This is a genomic window from Acinetobacter sp. (genome assembly GCF_041911495.1).
Lineage (GTDB): Bacteria > Pseudomonadota > Gammaproteobacteria > Pseudomonadales > Moraxellaceae > Acinetobacter.
Window position 1 is genome coordinate 11368 of record NZ_JAYROT010000005.1, and the last position, 17235, is coordinate 28602.

Sequence of the window (17235 nt, forward strand, 5' to 3'; positions counted from 1 at the left end):
AGATATTTACTCAGCAATAAAAAACCGACGCTTAATAAGGCGTCGGTTTTTTTATGTTTTGAATGTAGTTACTTAGAACAGATTCACAGGAATGTCCAAGAATAAACGCCATTCATTGGTGTTACCAATGTAAGTTGCGTCATATTCGTCATCTGCACGGTAGTAAGAGTGACGAACACGTAAACTTGCATCTTTGGCAAAACCACTTTGTACAGTGTATTTCACTTGGCTAAAGAATTCGTATTCTTCAGAGTTATCACTGACCAGTTGAGTGCGATCTAAACCGTCTGCAACATCAATGTCCCAACCATATACAGCTGCATTTGTCCAGTTCAGACCTTTTAAGCCGAAGTTGGCAAAGTTGTAGTTGTATTGCAGATGTACTGATTTTTCATCATTACCGATAAAGTCTGACAAATACGAGTTTGGTACGTAGATGGTTTGACCACCGTCAGCCATACCTTTACCACGATTATAATCATAGCCGACATTACCTGTATTTTGTTGGTAAGCCAACATAATGTTGTGTGGACCAGTGTTATAGCTCGTCGAAACACCCCAAATCGAGTTTTGATAGTCATCATCAGGATTGCCACGCTCTGAATATAATGCAGCATTCGCTTCTTGATCCCAATCGGTGTGATAACCACTGAAGTCGAATGTCCACGTACCTTTCGCAACGGGGTAAGTATAATTAGCATTGGCATAATGGCGTTCTAAACGATCTTTGTTATCCACACCGTAATACGCCAATTTAGTTTGATCATTCAGTTGATATTTCACGCCCCAAACCGTTGCACGATCGAGTTCGTTTTCATCGGTAGAGATTTGATCTGAAAATTGGTTTTTGGTGAACTTACCAGCGATCAATTCGACATTGTCAATTTCACGACTGTTGATCAATGTCCCTGTGAAATACTCAGGGACTAGACGTGCTGTGTTACTTGCCAAAACAGGCAAATCTAAAACTTGTGTACCATAACGCACATCTGTATTTGAAATGCGTGCTTTCACAAAACCGCCACCACGTAACCAGTGATCGTAGGGTTCACCTTGATCGTTACGTGGCACCATGTTGTTGCCAGAATTGTTATTGTCACCAAGTCCAACAGAAAAATCGCCTACAGCGCCCACACCGAATCCAACGATGCCTTTGGTGTAGCCTGAGTCCAAATTCACAATTGCAGTTTGTGCATATGAGCTTTCATCTTTTGGACCACTTTTCTTATCTCGGTGGATAAAGCCAGTACGGAATAAGACAGAGCCATCCGCATCTTCAACAAAACCTTTTGACTCAGATTGTTCGCTAGCGAAAGCGCTGCTGATCATTGCAGATTGAATGAGGAGCAACAGGGCAATTTTTTTCGGTTGCATCGGGTGAAGCCTTAAAAATACAAAGAGGCGGATTGTACAACAAATTTATAAAAAAAAATAAACTGATTCATTCCTATTGGTTATAAATTTAGCAGTTTTTGACTAAAGTATAATATTTTGTAACATCAGCCAGCGACAATAAATCATAAGAATTATTTGACAGTTACTAAACGATCGTTTAAAAATATAGTTATCAATTTAAAATATTGGAAGAGTACAATGAGTGCAGAACAAAATCATCAAGGCAAAGTGAGCCGTGAAATTATCCACGATCATATTTTATTGCTCGGACTTGATCGTGCCGAAAAGTACAATGCCTTTGATAGTCATCTGATTCATGCCTTAGCCGAAGAGTTAACCGCCTATGAAGCCGATGACAATTTGCGCTGTGTAGTGATCTTTGCACATGGTAAGCATTTCACTGCTGGGCTAGACCTGATGGAGCTGCAGCCAAAAATTAAAGATGGTGTGTTCAATTTTGACGCAGAAACCATCAATCCGTGGGGAATCAAAGGGAAACAACGTACTAAGCCGATGGTCGTCGCGGTGCATGGTTATTGCTATACCGCAGGCATAGAGTTGATGCTCAATGCCGATGTGGTCATTGCCAGTGAACAGACTGAGTTTGCGCAAATGGAAGTACAGCGTGGCATCATGCCGTTTGGGGGAGCGACGGTGCGCTTTGTACAGGCTGCGGGTTGGCAAAAAGCCATGCCATATTTATTGACTGGTAAAAAGTTTGATAGTCAAACTGCACTAGATCTCAATCTAATTTCTGAAATTGTCAAAGATGGTGAGCAACTTGAACTTGCGATTGAGATGGCACAAGAGATCAGTGCTGCTGCACCGCTTGCGGTCAAAGCGCTCATTGCAGCAGCGACCGAAGCGCAACTGCATGGACAGCAATACGCCTTTGATCGAATGAATAGTTATCTACCTGCATTGTTTGCTTCGCAAGATGCAATGGAAGGTGTGATGGCAATGATGCAAAAACGCCCACCAAAGTTTCAGGGTAAATAGTCGTTTTCTATTTATTCATTTTCAAATTTCATGATTTTAAATTTTGTCAAAACCATTTCCTTTTATCTAGAGAAATACGATGAATGCGCAAACACAATTCTCCCTACAAGCAGTAGACCAACAGTCGTTGACCTTTCAAGCCTTAGACAATTATGCGTTGTCGGGCGTTCGTTATCGTCCAAAATCGCAGATTATTGCGAACATGATTATCGCCAATGCGACAGGTGTGCCACAGGCGTTTTATCGTCGCTTTGCGCTGTATATGGCGGAACGAGGTTTTCAAGTGTTTACCTTTGATTATCGTGGTATTGCGCAGTCTGCACCGAAAAATTTAAAAGGCTTTGAGATGGATTATCTCGACTGGGGACAGTTGGACTTGTCAGGTGTGATTGATCAGGTTGCCAAAGACAGCGAAAAAGATGGCGTTAAGACTTTTCTCATCGGACATTCATATGGCGGGCAGGCGCTCGGTTTGGTGAATAATTCGCAGAAACTCACGGCGTGTATGACCTTTGGTAGTGGCGTGGGTTGGAAAGGTTATATGCCTAAAGTTGAAGCCTTTAAAGTGTCGATCATTTGGAATGTGGTCTTTCCTGCGATGGCGCTACGCTATGGCTATGTGCCGTGGAGCAAGCTGAAGATGGGTGCGGATTTGCCCTTAGGTGTTTATCAGCAGTGGAAGCAGTGGTGCAAATACCCAAACTATTTCTTTGACGATCCTGATATGCAATATCTGCATGCGCAATATGCCAAAGTGACCACGCCAATCATCGCTGTGACTTCGATCGATGATGAATGGGCGATGCCGATCTCACGTGATGCTTTGCATGTGCATTATAAAAATGCACAGTTGACCAATGATGATATTACACCGCAACAATTCGGCTTAAAGCAGATTGGACATATGGGTTATTTTCGTCAAGGCGCTGAGCAGATTTGGGATCATGTGATTGGTCAGTTTCAGCAGTATTTGTAATTTGAAAACTATTTAAGATGATGCAATTAGGACAGAAAAATCATGCGTCCAAATAAACTGAGTCGTAGCGAAATCATCAACCACTGTGCCAAGCAGTTTAAGCAACATGGCTATGCAGGCACCAGTATGCAGATGTTGGCAACGTCTTGTGGGCTGACGAAAGGTGCATTTTATTATTACTACAATAATAAAGAGCAGTTGTTGATGGATATTTTGCAAGAGATTCATCAGCAGTTGATTGGCTATTTAAATCCCATTGCGAATGATCAAAGCCTGAGTGTTGCAGATCGCTTCGCCACCATGCACAGCAAAGCGGTGCAGTATTTTTCCAATGGTGAAATTGGCTGTCTGATGGCGATTATTTCCATTGAGTCTTTACACACTTTAACGGAAGCCAAGCCGTTGATTCGTGATTTTTTTCAAGATTGGGAAAATGCCATGTATCCTCTGTTTGCGGAAAAGTATGATGAGGTGGAAGCACGACGACTTGCCAAGCAGAGTGTTGCGGACTATGAGGGGGCGATTTTGATGTATCGCTTTACCGAAGATACTTTTTATATAGAGCAGGTGGAAAGGCGGATCAAAGCCATCATTGGGTGAATAGGTTATGCGCTTTATCTATGAAAAGTTGAGCTACCCATTCGTTTGGATGCAAGCGGGTTTATTCTATTTTAAAATGAAAAAATTGGATGATCCCAAGGGGGAGCGAATTGTTCACATTGGATCGAGTGAAAAAATAGTCCGTATCCTCGTTGTTGGCGATTCATCTGCGCTTGGTGTGGGTTGCGATGAGATTTCTCAAAGTAGTGTGGGTGTGATTGCAGAAAGATTATCAGAGCAATTCACTGTGCAGTATCAAGTCTGTGCATTCACAGGTTTCGCGACGAAGCAAATATTTGAAAAAGTAAAAGAAATTCCAAAGCAGTCTTTTGATTTTATTGTGATTTCTTTAGGAACGAATGATATTTTACAGCGGACGAAATTGCCTGATTGGGTAAAGCAAATTACAGAGTTAATGACTTATTTGCAGATAAGTTTTTGTCCACAAAAAATATTTATCAATGCCGTGCCACCGTTTCAAAAGTTGAGTCATTTACCAAATTCATTTCGCACTTATTTATCGAATAAATCACAGAAAATGAATCAGTATTTATCTTAACTGTCTGTTGGAAGTTCAGCCTATCAATTTGTGGATATGGATTTTGATTTTCACGCTGACTACATTTCCGCTGACGGTTTTCATCCGAGTGTCTTACTTTATCAATTACAAGGTGAAAGATTAGCGACTTTTATGCTTGAGAAATTAGTGGGTGAAAATGACGTTGCTTAGGTAAAGTGCCTTAGACATGCCATTTTTATAATTTATTTCCTCAAAAAGTAAACCCCACGCCGTAGCGTAGGGTTTATCTATTTTTGCCTCACATCAGCTTAATGACGTGCGGCTTTACCTTCATCAACCGCTTTGACGATCGGTGTTTTCGGTAGTGGCTTCGGTTTCTCAGTCAATGCCAATGGCAAGATGTCATCAATGCTTTTCACCGCTTTGATGTCTAAACCTGCTTTTACATTGTCTGGGACTTCTTTTAAGTCACGGACATTATCCTCAGGGATAAACACTTGCTTGATACCACCACGATGCGCTGCAAGAAGTTTCTCTTTCAGACCGCCGATGCGTAGGGCATTACCACGAAGTGAGGTTTCGCCTGTCATTGCAATGTCAGCACGGATTGGAATCCCAGTAAACGCAGATACCAATGCTGTGGTCAATGCAAGACCCGCCGAAGGCCCATCTTTCGGTGTCGCACCCTCAGGCAAATGCACATGCACATCGGTTTCCTCAAAGCGAGAAGATTCGATGCCCAGCTCATCAGCACGAGTACGCACCACGGTCATCGCAGCAGTAATCGACTCTTTCATCACATCACCGAGTGAACCAGTCGTGATGAATTTGCCTTTACCTTTCACCGCAGCTACTTCGATGGTTAATAGCTCTCCACCGACCGAAGTCCACGCCAAACCATTGACACGTCCGATCTGCGCTTCTGTTTCTGCGATACCGTAATCGAACTTATGTACGCCTAAGTACTCAGGCAAGTTCTCTTGGGTCACTTCGATCTGCAAGTTTTTAGTTTTGTTCGCCACGGCTTGCTTCACGACTTTACGGGCGATCTTTGATACTTCACGCTCTAGACTACGCACACCTGCTTCACGGGTATAGTGACGCACAATGTCACGAATCGCTTCTTCGTGTACAGACAGTTCTTTTGCACGTAAACCATTGTCTTTGATTGCTTTTGGGATAAGATAACGATCTGCGATATTGACTTTCTCTTCCTCGGTATAACCCGGCAAGCGGATCACTTCCATACGGTCGAGTAGCGCTTCAGGAATGTTCATGCTATTGGCTGTACAGATGAACATCACTTCTGACAAATCTAAGTCCAAATCAAGATAATGGTCATTAAATTTGCTGTTCTGTGATGGATCGAGCACCTCAAGCAATGCAGAAGCAGGGTCGCCACGGTAGTCCTGTGCCATCTTATCAATTTCATCGAGTAAGAATAGTGGATTCTTTACGCCGACTTTATTTAAGGATTGCACAATTTTACCTGGCATCGCACCGATATAGGTACGACGGTGACCACGGATTTCCGCTTCATCACGTACACCACCAAGCGCCATACGGATGAACTCACGACCAGTCGCTTTGGCAATCGATTCACCGAGTGAAGTTTTACCAACACCTGGAGGACCAACTAAGCAAAGGATTGGACCACGTAATTTTTTCACACGTGACTGGACTGCAAGATATTCCACAATACGATCTTTGACATCATCCAAGCCATAATGATCCTCATCGAGAATTTGCTGTGCTTTATTCAAATTGATGCTGACTTTACTGGCTGTGTTCCACGGTGTATCAAGGATCACTTCCAGATAGTTGCGCACTACAGCAGATTCACTAGAAGCAGGTTGCATGCCTTTGAGTTTACGGAATTCGCTTTCAGCTTTTTTACGTACATGCTCAGGCAAGTCTGCTTCGGCAAGACGCTTTTCGATCTCGGCAACATCATCTTCACCGCCACCGTTCATGTCAGACAGCTCACGTTGAATGACCTTCATCTTTTCATTGAGGAAGTATTCACGTTGATTTTTTTCCATCTGACGTTTGACGCTGTCATGTAGACCTTGTTCGATCTCTTGCTCTTCCGACTGTTGAAGCAAATAGGTCATCAATTCTTGTAGATGCGCTTCAAAGTCATCAATTTCCAAGAATTTTTGTTTGACTTCAATGCTCAGCGGGACACGAGTCGCCACGAAAAACATGAGCTGTGCAAGATCAGTGATCTTTTCAGCCGCACTGATGAGCTCACGGGCATTACGCAATTTTGCTTCTGCATATTGTGCAAATAGTGCATTCAGCTCTTGCAAACGTGTTGTTTGCGTTTCTTCATTGAGCGGATTATGCATCGGGCTAAGTGCATGCTCAGCTTGTAGATACTCGTCACCTTCGATGATGGTTTCCAATTTTGAGCGATGTAAGCCTTCGATCAACACTTTGATGCAATTGTCATCATTTTCATGATTGACCACTTGCACGATGCGCGCCACCGTACCGTATTGGTACAGGTTGTTATGGTCTATGTCTTCGGTGAGCGAGTCTTTCTGAGCAACTACAAACACCGAATTGTCACTATTGCGAGCGATTTCAACCGCATTAATTGATTTTTCACGACCAACAAATAGCGCAATCTGCATGTGTGGATAAACCACAACATCACGCAATGCGAGTAAGGGTAAAGTTGCAGGAATCTCTTGTTCCTCAACGATCACTTGGTCTTTAACGATATCAGTCATATGCACTCCTAATGAGTGACAAATTATTTTGTCATAATTCATTAGTGAAGCATTTTTAAAAAAATACAAGGGGTATTGTTTGAAATTTTAAATGAAATGTTTGCTTTGCTTGTAATTTAAACAGTTTGTATGTGCAAACACTATTTTTCCCAAACCAAATCAGCGACTTCTTGCGGTTCAATATGCGTGATTTTTTGCCCGAAACCACGTAGCCACCATACCAGTTGTAGGTTAAATGGTACGGTTGCACTAATGCACTTCATGTCATCTTCAAGGTCGGTGATTTGTTGATCTTTAGATAATTTTGACTCCATAAAGGTCATGGCATCGTATTGGTGCATGTGAAGTTTGAGTTGGACTTCTTCAGTTGGTAGCTCAAGTTTGACACGGAAGCCAAGCGTACCTTTATCAATAAATTGATCAATATCAAAGCCAACAGGGTGCAACGCTCGACTATCCAAAACTGTCGCTGATTTAAAACGATGTAGGGCAAAAGTTTGTACATCAGATTTATCTTGACGTGTACAGACCAGATAAATAATTGCACCACGTTGAACTAGAGCGAGCGGATTCAATACATAGGTCTTTTCTTCTTTTTGTACATTGCGCTTCACATAGATACATTCCAGTTGGCGATCTTGTAGTAAAGCCTCGTAGACGGCTGTTTGTGCTTTGCGATCAACTAAAGGTGGAATGAGTGGCTGTGTCGCAGGAATGATCCGTACACGATTGATCCATTGACGTACATTGTTTTGGTGCGAAGACAGGCTTTTTCGAGCCAAATCAAACCACGGATTAATCTCAGCCAATAGACTTGGTGGTAATAAGTGTTTGAGGTGTTCCTCAACCATCATAAAGGTCACAGCTTGCGAGCTATTCATATGTGGAATGCTCTGAATTGGTGCATCGGATTTCCAACGCCAACCTTGCGGTGTTGCACCATTATTTTCAATCGGGAAGCGCTCGGCGATTTGATTTAAATCACGTTGAATAGTACGCAGGCTAATGTCGATGCCTTCACGTTGCAGTTGTTCTTGTAGCTCACGTGTACCAATCCATTTGCCATTGGGTAGGCGAGATAAAATCTGCCATTGGCGATGTAGACTGTTCCCTGTTTCTTTTTCTGTTTTGAGGTGTTCAACTTTGCTATTTTTCGATGGAGTCGTCATGCGCTGTGTCTGTTTTATATCAATTCATGCAGATGATTGAGATTGTGCATAAAAGCTTCTCTAAGGTCAATGTAACAATTTATCTCATTGAAACTTCATGTAAAAAATATTGGTGATTGATTTTCAATTTTCAAAATCATTGATTAGATATGCTAATTTGTTAGCTTGATTTAATACTTGCGTGATGAATATGGCATTCAATTTGCTTAATTGAATATAACAGGCAATTAGTAAAGCCATGAACCAAGAAGGGGGTGAATATGCTCGATACGATGGAAAAATCCGTGACCACAGCATCGCCCAACACTGTACAGCAAGCAGATGAGAATCAGACCAATTCTATCGGTGAAAATCGCTGTCAATTTTTCAATGAAATGCGTCATAGCGACGGCTCAATTCGTGAAGAATTTGCGCAAATCCAACAATGGCTCGCCAATAAATCTTTGGCAGAAATTGAATCGCTGAATCAGCAAGCGAAAGAACATTTTGTCTATCAAGGCATTACTTTTACTGTCTATAACGATGCGCAGGGTACGGAGCGAACCATTCCGCTAGACCTTGTACCACGAATTATTGCCAAGAAGCAGTGGGACATTGTGTCTGATGGTTGTAAGCAACGTGTCAAAGCTTTGAATGCGTTTTTACATGATATTTATCACGGTCAGGAAATTTTAAAAGAAGGCATTATTCCTGCTGAGCAAGTGCTACAACATGAAGCGTATCAGCCGTGGATGCTGAACTTTGAGGTGAAAGGACAGATTTATTCGCATATTAGTGGTGTGGATATTATCCGTGATGATGTCGGCGATTTCTTTGTCCTAGAAGATAATTTGCGTACACCGTCTGGTGTGTCTTACATGCTCGAAAGTCGCAAAATTAGTGAAAAGCTGATGCCTGAGATTTGCAGTCAATATCGCTTGCAAGGTATCGAACATTATCCGCAATTGCTCAAGCAGACTTTGCTTGAAAGTACCGATGTGGATCATCCGTTGATCGTGGTGCTGACTCCAGGACATTTTAACAGTGCGTTCTATGAACATGCGTTCTTAGCACGTGAGATGGATGTGCCGTTAGTTGGTGCGAAAGATTTGTTTGTGGAAAATGGCAAAGTCTTTCTAAAGTCGGTGAAAGGGCGTAAGCAGGTCGATGTGATCTATCGTCGTTTAGATGATGATTTCCTTGATCCGTTGGCATTCCGAGCAGATAGCGTACTTGGCGTAGCAGGGCTGATGTCTGCCTATCGTAACCGCACTGTGGTGATCGCCAATGCACCGGGTACAGGTGTTGCCGATGATAAGTCGATCTATCCCTATGTTGATGACATGATTCGCTACTATCTCAACGAGCAACCGATTTTAAAAAATGTGCCGACGTATCAATGTCGTAAGGCGGATGAGTTGGACTATGTACTCGCCAATCTTGAAAAATTGGTGGTCAAAGAAGCGCAAGGCTCAGGTGGCTACGGTATGTTGATTGGTCCTCAAGCTGAAGCAGAGCAGATCGAAGAGTTCCGTCAAAAGTTGAAATTCCGTCCGCATCTGTATATTGCACAGCCGACTTTATCCTTGTCAGTTTCACCGATCATGGGTGAGCAAGGTTTTGTTGATCGTCATATTGATCTGCGTCCATTTGTACTCAGCTCTCCGCAAGAGATGCGTATCGTCGCAGGTGGTTTGACACGTGTGGCGTTAAAAGAAGGCTCATTGGTTGTGAACTCCTCGCAAGGCGGTGGTATTAAAGATACGTGGGTGATTGATATTTAAAACTTTAACTTTAAATCATCTTTATAGATATAAAGCTACGGTATTAAGCATACATAGATATTAAGCTTAGATAAAAGCATCGTAAAGATCAGGAGAAATAACATGTTATTACTCAGTTCAGCTGCACAAAGTATTTATTGGTTGGGACGCTATTTGTCACGGATACAATTTGCCTGTCAGATGCTCCCATTCGAAAATGATCAAGAAGCGGTGAAATTTGCAAACGCATTTTGCCTACCTGCATGGGATGCAAATAGCTTGAATGCGATCTATCTCGACCCTGAACAGCCATTTTCTATTTCGACGCAGTTTTACAATGTGCAAAACAATATCCAGCAACTTCGTGCAGTGTTGACACCACATGCCTATTCCGAGCTGAATCAATTGACCAAACTCAAAGATAATCAGTCCGAGTCGGTTTGTGCTGTGATTGGCGCATGTGCAGAAGTGCTTGAGGCAGAAGAAGAACAAGTTTTTTTGTTCTATAGCTTAGGTCGTGAGATGGAAGTTTTAGATCAGCAATGCCGCCTAGAGCAAGTAAGCGAAAATCAAACGGAAAAGATTGCGTCTATACTATCGATACTCGATGACAATTGTTGGGGGTCATGTGAACGAACGTGGTCGGCATTCCTACAAGATCAAAGCATGAGTAGTTTGTACAACATTAATGATGATATTAGTGCCAAGTTTGAGGTGTGTGAATGAAACTGTTAATCAACCATCAAACTTTATATAGCTACGAAACGCCTGTAAAAAGTGCCATGCAATATTTGCGCATGATTCCGCAAGATACCGATCACCAAAAAATTCTGCATTGGGGGATCAGCGTACCCGGTGAAAAAATCCAACAACTTGATGGCTTTGGCAACCAATGGTTAACCTGTTCACAGCGATTTGAATATCAACAATTGATGATCATGGCGCAGGGCATGGTTGAGATTGACCCAAATGCGAAATATGCCAAAGATGATCGAATCAATCCATTGATCTATATGCAGACGACTAAGCAAACGCAGTGTAGCCCTGAGATGATCCAATTTGCCCATATGCACAGCGTCGATACAAAAAATGCGCATTTGATTGATCTTGCTGAAGCTTTACTCGACAAAATACCGTACACCGCAGGGCAGACTTCGGTAGAAACGACGGCATCGGAAGCCTTTGAACAAGGGCGAGGTGTTTGCCAAGATCATGCACAAGTTTTTGTCGCTATGGCACGTTATTTGGGCTATCCTGCACGCTATGTTTCAGGCTATCTGTTTGTCGAGCAAGGTCAACATCTTGCAAGCCATGCGTGGGCGGAAGTGTATATTGATGGCTATTGGCATTGTTATGATGTGAGTAATCAATTGTTCACGCCACAGTGTCATGTACAGCTTGCGGTCGGGCGTGATTATGCCGATGTTGCGCCGATACGTGGTGTACGTGAGCAAGGTGCGGAAGAAAGTATGGAAACCTTTGTTCAAGTCTTGGCGTGTTGATTCGCTTTGACTGAGTAAATTTTTGAATTAGGAATTGATGTGAAATGACCTACTGCGTTGCACTGCTTCTCAAGGAAGGCTTGGTTTTTATCAGTGATACTCGCACCAATGCGGGGGTTGACCATATTTCTTCATTTACCAAGCTATTTCGTTTTGGGATTGAAGGTGAGCGTTTTATGGTGGTGCAAACCGCAGGGAATCTTGCTACCACGCAGTCTGTTGTGACACGACTGCAACATCAGATCGCAGCGCAAATCGAACCAAATCTCAATACGGTTGGCAGTATGTTTGAAGCCGCAGAATTGATCGGCGCAAGCTTACGTCGTGTGCTCAAAAACGTATCTGAAAGTCCAGAACAAGAAGCAATGTATGGCTGTAGTATTTTGCTCGGTGGGCAGATCGCAGGGCAGGAGATGGAGCTCTACAATATTTATCCGCAGGGCAACTTTATCCGTGCGACTTTGGATACGCCGTATTTCCAAATTGGTGAAATCAAATATGGCAAACCAATCATGGATCGTGCGCTCAGCCACTATACGCCTTTAGATCAAGCTTTGCGTTGTTCGCTGATTTCTTTTGATTCCACGATTCGATCGAATGTATCAGTTGGTATGCCACTCGATGTTATGGTTTACCCTGCAAATAGCTTAAAACTTCCAAAGGGCAAACGAGTGACAGAAAATGATGAGTATTTCCACGAGATACGCAAAGAATGGTCAGATATTCTTAAACAAGGTTTGCAAAATATTGCACCGCCGACGACAGATTATTTTGACTGATTTTGTGGCTTAATCACTTTTAAAATGTGCTTTTAGAGCTTCCCTTTAAAGCACAGCACAAAGGTCTAATAAGCGGTTTGCATATCCCCACTCATTGTCATACCACGCAAAGACTTTGACCTGACGACCAACTACCATCGTTTGGGTAAGATCGACAATTAGAGAATAAGGCGAATGATTAAAATCACTCGACACAAGATATTCGTCGGTAGTTTGCATGATCTCATGAAATTGTGTTTTTGAAGCGTCCATCAAAGTTTGATTTACAGCTTGAGTATCTAGCTTGCTTTTCGCCACAAAAGTTAAATCAATCGCAGCGACATTAATGGTCGGTACACGGATCGAATAGCCATCAATACGATGTTCCATATGTGGCATGACTTGCTTGAGTGCACCAAGCGCACTGGACGTCGTCGGTATGATATTTTGCCCTGATGCTCTAGCACGGCGCAGATCACGATGGGCGTGATCAAGTACCGACTGATCGGCAGTCACTGCATGAATCTCTGTCATCAATGCGGTATCAATACCAAAAGCATCGTCCATGATCTTCACCAACGGCACGAGGGCTTGCGTAGTACAAGACACGCTGGAAATGATTTGATCGGTAGCTTTGATGTCTTGATGATTGACACCGTAGACCACCGCTGCATCGACGCTATCAAATGGTGCAGCACCAATAATCACACGTTTTGTACCTGCTTGAATGTGTTTCCCTGCATCAGCTCGTGAGCGAAACAATCCTGTACACTCCAGTACCACATCAATCGCTAAATCTTTCCAATTTAACTGGATAGGATCGGCGCATTGTAATAGTTGAATCTCTAAAGACTTCTGTGCAGTAGATACTTTTAAAATGCGTTGAGCATTGTCTTCAACAAGCTCTACTTGTCCTGCAAAACGTCCGTGCGTGGTGTCGTATTTCAACAAGTGCAGTAGCGTTTCTGCATCGGCAATATCATTGATCGCCACGATCTGAAAATCATAGCCTTGCGCATGCTCAAACCATGCACGTAGCACATTTCGACCGATACGACCAAAACCATTGATGGCGATACGTTGCATGGAATACCTCAAATAAAAAGCTGAAACTAAAATCAGGCGACACAAAAGAGAAGTGCTATGTTAAAGCAAAACTTAGAAATGTGGGAAATGAATCTTTTGAGATAAGGGTTTTTGTTGTATCTTGTTGCTTGGCGTACACAAAAAATTGTGTACATATGTTATTTAACATAATTTGAAGTTATGTGGCTTCCAAATAGCTTTCGTTCAAGGAATAAAAAATGGGGTTAAAAGTACACTCTTTACAAAATGTTCCTCAAACAGAAAATAGAGATTTTTTCATTTATTTACTTGATTATGGATGGCATGAACCACTATCCAAAACTTTAAGAGAGAACTTTGACTTAATGGCTAAAAAAGCTGCTGTAAATAGCGCAGTAGTTATTCAAGGAACTGAAATTGGACATTTTGAAGATGAAGTTTTTTCGTGGCATGGAATTAATGGTGTTGATGCAGAAGATTGTTTGCCAGCAATCTTGATTACAAATACACACCCCTCTCATTTTAGAGATAGAGGATTTAGACCTAAAAGGTTTTACGGGTTAAATGCAGACCCAAGTCAAACTCTGAAACTTATTTTAATTCCTTTGAAGAAAGTCTGTACAACAACTACCGATGTGGCATCTTTGATTGAAAAAATATTTTTAGATATTGAAAATGGAAAAGATTTAGTAAATTTTAAAGTGACAAAAGAATTAAAAGCAGGGGTTGGTAGAGCTTTTTATGACTCATTAATTCTTGAACCAAATTTTAATGGACTTGGTTTTAATATTAAGCAGTTTTTCAATTATTTTAAGTAGCAAACAAGAGTCCACGCTGTCTAATAGTTGGTTCTTCTACATTTCCCATAAAAATACACCACCAAACAATCATCCCCAAAACATCGTTGAACTCATGTAAAAACATTGGTCTTGACCCAAAACTTCGTTATAATTTAGCGCTTTTATGCCTTCGTCTACGTATTTTCATGCTTCGTGTGAAATTCGCATCGTCGATGAACTAATTTTTTATCATGCCCAATGTATGGAGTCACTTGCAGTGAGCACACCTTTGATGACCGTCGCTGATATTCGTGAAGCGTTTTTAAGTTATTTCGAATCAAAAGGGCATACACGCATCGCCTCAAGCTCACTTGTGCCAAGTGATGACCCAACTTTGCTGTTTACTAACGCAGGCATGAACCAGTTTAAAGACTGCTTCTTGGGACTAGAAAAACGTGATTACGTGCGTGCAACCAGTTCGCAAAAGTGTGTCCGTGCGGGTGGTAAACATAACGATTTAGATAATGTCGGCTACACCGCTCGTCACCACACGTTCTTTGAAATGTTGGGTAACTTCTCCTTTGGCGATTATTTTAAGAAAGATGCCATTCTCTTTGCATGGGAATTTTTAACCGTAACTTTAGCACTACCTAAAGATCGTCTATACGCAACGATCTATCATACCGATGATGAAGCTTTTGAGATTTGGAATAAAGACGTTGGACTAAGCGCAGATCGCATTATCCGTATTGGCGATAAAGGCGCAAAATACGAATCAGACAACTTCTGGGCGATGGGCGATACAGGTCCTTGTGGTCCGTGTTCTGAGATTTTCTATGACCATGGCGACCATATTTGGGGTGGTTTACCAGGTACGCCTGAAGAAGATGGCGACCGTTTTATCGAGATTTGGAATAACGTCTTTATGCAGTTTAACCGGACTGCAGATGGCGTGTTGCATCCATTGCCCGCACCGTCAGTCGATACAGGCATGGGTTTGGAGCGTATTTCTGCGGTATTACAACATGTCAATTCCAACTATGAAATCGACCTATTCCAACATCTATTAAAATCTGCTGCGGACATTATTGGCATTCAAGATGAAGGTCAGCCGTCGTTACGTGTAGTTGCCGACCATGCACGTTCGTGCTGTTTTTTGATCGCAGACGGTGTGAATCCATCGAATGAAGGGCGTGGTTATGTGCTACGTCGTATCATCCGCCGTGCGGTGCGTCATGGTAATAAACTCGGCGCAACAGGCACATTCTTCTACAAAATGTTGCAACCGCTCATCGAGGTAATGGGTCAAGCCTATCCTGAGCTTGAAGCCAATAAAGCACGCATCGAAGCGGCATTGATCAAAGAAGAAGAACAATTTGCCAAGACTTTGGAACAAGGTTTGAAATTGCTCGAAGGTGAGTTGGCGAATCTACAAGGTAAAGTCATTGCAGGTGAAACCGTCTTTAAACTGTATGATACTTACGGCTTCCCAACAGATTTAACTGCTGATATTGCACGTGAACGTGAACTCAGTATTGACGAAGCAGGCTTTGAAGTGGAAATGGCGGCACAGCGCCAACGAGCTCGTGATGCAGGAAAATTCAATGTCGATTACAACGCCATCGTCAAAGTCGACGGCGATACCCAGTTTGACGGCTACGATGCGACACAAGGTCAAGGTCAAATCATTGCGATCTATAAAGACGGCGAGCAAGTGGATGAAGTGGTTGAAGGCGATGAAGCTCTGATCGTACTGAATCAAACGCCATTCTACGCAGAAAGTGGTGGTCAGATCGGTGATACAGGGATATTCAAAAATGAAACAGGTATTTTTGAAGTCCAAGACACCAAGAAGTCAGGCGGTGCATTCGTGCATCAAGGCATTGTCACCGTTGGTCAACTAAAAGCATCACAAAAAGTTGAAGCGATTGTCAAAGCGGATATTCGAGCGAATACGGCAAAAAATCACTCTGCAACGCATCTACTCCACGCTGCTTTACGTCAAATCTTAGGTGCACATGTACAGCAAAAAGGCTCATTGGTTGCCAGTGATATTTTGCGTTTTGACTTTGCCAATGATCAGCCTGTGACATTTGCACAACTTCAAGAAATCGAGCGTTTGGTGAATCGTGAAGTGATTGCCAATACCCCAGTATTGACAGAAGTGCTTGACATCGAAACGGCGAAGTCCAAAGGCGCAATGATGCTCTTTGGTGAGAAGTACGGCGATGAAGTACGTGTATTGACCATGGGTACAGTGACTGATGAGCGTAATTTCTCTATCGAACTGTGCGGTGGTATCCACGTCAAACGTACTGGTGATATTGGGCTATTTAAGATCGTCTCGGAAGGTGGTATCGCAGCAGGTGTGCGTCGTATCGAAGCGGTCACAGGTAGCAAAGCGATCGAAACCGTACAACACGCAGAAAGTACCATTGCACAGATCAATGGTTTGCTGAAAGCGCAAAAAGATCAAACTTTAGAAAAAGTCCGTGCGACTGCTGATCAAGCTGCGCAATTGCAAAAGCAAATCGAGCAACTCAATCAAAAATTGGCAAATTTCCAAGCGACCGAACTCTTGTCAAATGTGCAAGAGATCGCAGGTCGCAAGACTTTGATCGCACAGGCGAATGGTATTGATGCGAAGTCTTTGCGTCATCTTCATGATAGTGTCAAATCAAAATTGGATGATGCGGTGATCGTTCTTGTGGGCACAGAGTCGGATAAAGTCAGTTTGCTTGCTTCAGTTGCCCAAGTACATCAAGGCGCAATCAAAGCAGGGGATATTATCAAACATCTTGCCAATGAATTGGGCGGTAAAGGCGGTGGTAAACCTGATTTGGCTCAAGGCGGTGCGCCGATGAGTGATCAAGTGGAAACTGTGATCGCAGGATTGAGTAATTGGTTATCTACACAATAATTGATGATCAAAATAATGCTTGATGGTTATTATTGTTAAAAGTGTTGTTAGGTTCTGATTTTAAATTTAAAA

14 protein-coding genes are annotated in these 17235 nt (G+C 42.5%); 10 read left to right on the forward strand and 4 right to left on the reverse strand.

Translation table 11 applies throughout. From position 1 onward, the window contains the following. Positions 1 to 72 precede the first annotated feature (72 nt). On the reverse strand, positions 73 to 1374 hold the full coding sequence (locus ACE3PQ_RS00295) for an OprD family outer membrane porin (RefSeq protein WP_374294117.1): 1302 nt from the start codon (positions 1372 to 1374) through the stop codon (positions 73 to 75). 219 nt (positions 1375 to 1593) lie between these two features. On the opposite strand from ACE3PQ_RS00295, the gene ACE3PQ_RS00300 reads away from it, so the two are divergent. From ACE3PQ_RS00300 to ACE3PQ_RS00315, 4 genes are all read left to right on the forward strand, one after another. Further along, entirely contained in the window at positions 1594 to 2394 is an 801-nt protein-coding gene (locus ACE3PQ_RS00300; protein WP_374294119.1) for a crotonase/enoyl-CoA hydratase family protein, read from the forward strand. 79 nt (positions 2395 to 2473) lie between these two features. Then, positions 2474 to 3370, forward strand: coding sequence for an alpha/beta fold hydrolase (locus ACE3PQ_RS00305; protein ID WP_374294122.1), 897 nt, complete (start codon positions 2474 to 2476; stop codon positions 3368 to 3370). Positions 3371 to 3412: 42 nt separating this feature from the next. Further along, entirely contained in the window at positions 3413 to 3970 is a 558-nt protein-coding gene (locus ACE3PQ_RS00310) for a TetR/AcrR family transcriptional regulator (protein ID WP_374294125.1), read from the forward strand. Between the two features lie 7 nt (positions 3971 to 3977). Continuing rightward, positions 3978 to 4529 carry an SGNH/GDSL hydrolase family protein gene (locus tag ACE3PQ_RS00315; protein WP_374294127.1) on the forward strand — a complete coding sequence of 184 codons (552 nt, stop codon included), beginning with the start codon at positions 3978 to 3980 and terminating at the stop codon, positions 4527 to 4529. A 269-nt stretch (positions 4530 to 4798) separates the two neighbouring features. Here the strand turns inward: ACE3PQ_RS00315 and lon are convergent, their stop codons facing one another. Both lon and ACE3PQ_RS00325 read right to left on the reverse strand, forming a co-directional pair. Then, positions 4799 to 7228 carry an endopeptidase La gene (gene lon, locus ACE3PQ_RS00320; protein ID WP_374294129.1) on the reverse strand — a complete coding sequence of 810 codons (2430 nt, stop codon included), beginning with the start codon at positions 7226 to 7228 and terminating at the stop codon, positions 4799 to 4801. A 140-nt stretch (positions 7229 to 7368) separates the two neighbouring features. Next, positions 7369 to 8397: a helix-turn-helix transcriptional regulator gene (locus ACE3PQ_RS00325; protein ID WP_374294131.1), complete on the reverse strand. Its 1029-nt coding sequence runs from the start codon at positions 8395 to 8397 to the stop codon at positions 7369 to 7371. A 260-nt stretch (positions 8398 to 8657) separates the two neighbouring features. On the opposite strand from ACE3PQ_RS00325, the gene ACE3PQ_RS00330 reads away from it, so the two are divergent. From ACE3PQ_RS00330 to ACE3PQ_RS00345, 4 genes are all read left to right on the forward strand, one after another. Further along, positions 8658 to 10160 carry a circularly permuted type 2 ATP-grasp protein gene (locus ACE3PQ_RS00330; RefSeq protein ID WP_374294133.1) on the forward strand — a complete coding sequence of 501 codons (1503 nt, stop codon included), beginning with the start codon at positions 8658 to 8660 and terminating at the stop codon, positions 10158 to 10160. A gap of 102 nt (positions 10161 to 10262) precedes the next feature. Beyond that, entirely contained in the window at positions 10263 to 10865 is a 603-nt protein-coding gene (locus ACE3PQ_RS00335) for an alpha-E domain-containing protein (RefSeq protein WP_374294135.1), read from the forward strand. Beyond that, positions 10862 to 11641, forward strand: a complete 780-nt coding sequence (locus tag ACE3PQ_RS00340) for a transglutaminase domain-containing protein (protein ID WP_374294138.1) — start codon at positions 10862 to 10864, stop codon at positions 11639 to 11641. Before ACE3PQ_RS00335 ends, ACE3PQ_RS00340 begins: the two co-directional genes overlap by 4 nt. A gap of 44 nt (positions 11642 to 11685) precedes the next feature. Further along, positions 11686 to 12420, forward strand: coding sequence for a peptidase (locus tag ACE3PQ_RS00345; RefSeq protein WP_374294140.1), 735 nt, complete (start codon positions 11686 to 11688; stop codon positions 12418 to 12420). A 45-nt stretch (positions 12421 to 12465) separates the two neighbouring features. Here ACE3PQ_RS00345 and ACE3PQ_RS00350 read toward each other — a convergent pair whose 3' ends face one another. Beyond that, complete coding sequence (locus ACE3PQ_RS00350) at positions 12466 to 13485, reverse strand: type I glyceraldehyde-3-phosphate dehydrogenase (protein ID WP_374294142.1); 1020 nt, start codon at positions 13483 to 13485, stop codon at positions 12466 to 12468. Between the two features lie 218 nt (positions 13486 to 13703). On the opposite strand from ACE3PQ_RS00350, the gene ACE3PQ_RS00355 reads away from it, so the two are divergent. After that, complete coding sequence (locus ACE3PQ_RS00355; RefSeq protein WP_374294144.1) at positions 13704 to 14282, forward strand: hypothetical protein; 579 nt, start codon at positions 13704 to 13706, stop codon at positions 14280 to 14282. 238 nt (positions 14283 to 14520) lie between these two features. Further along, the gene (gene alaS / locus ACE3PQ_RS00360) at positions 14521 to 17163 is read left to right on the forward strand and encodes an alanine--tRNA ligase (protein ID WP_374294146.1); all 2643 of its coding nucleotides are present in this window, start codon (positions 14521 to 14523) and stop codon (positions 17161 to 17163) included. Positions 17164 to 17235 lie beyond the last annotated feature (72 nt).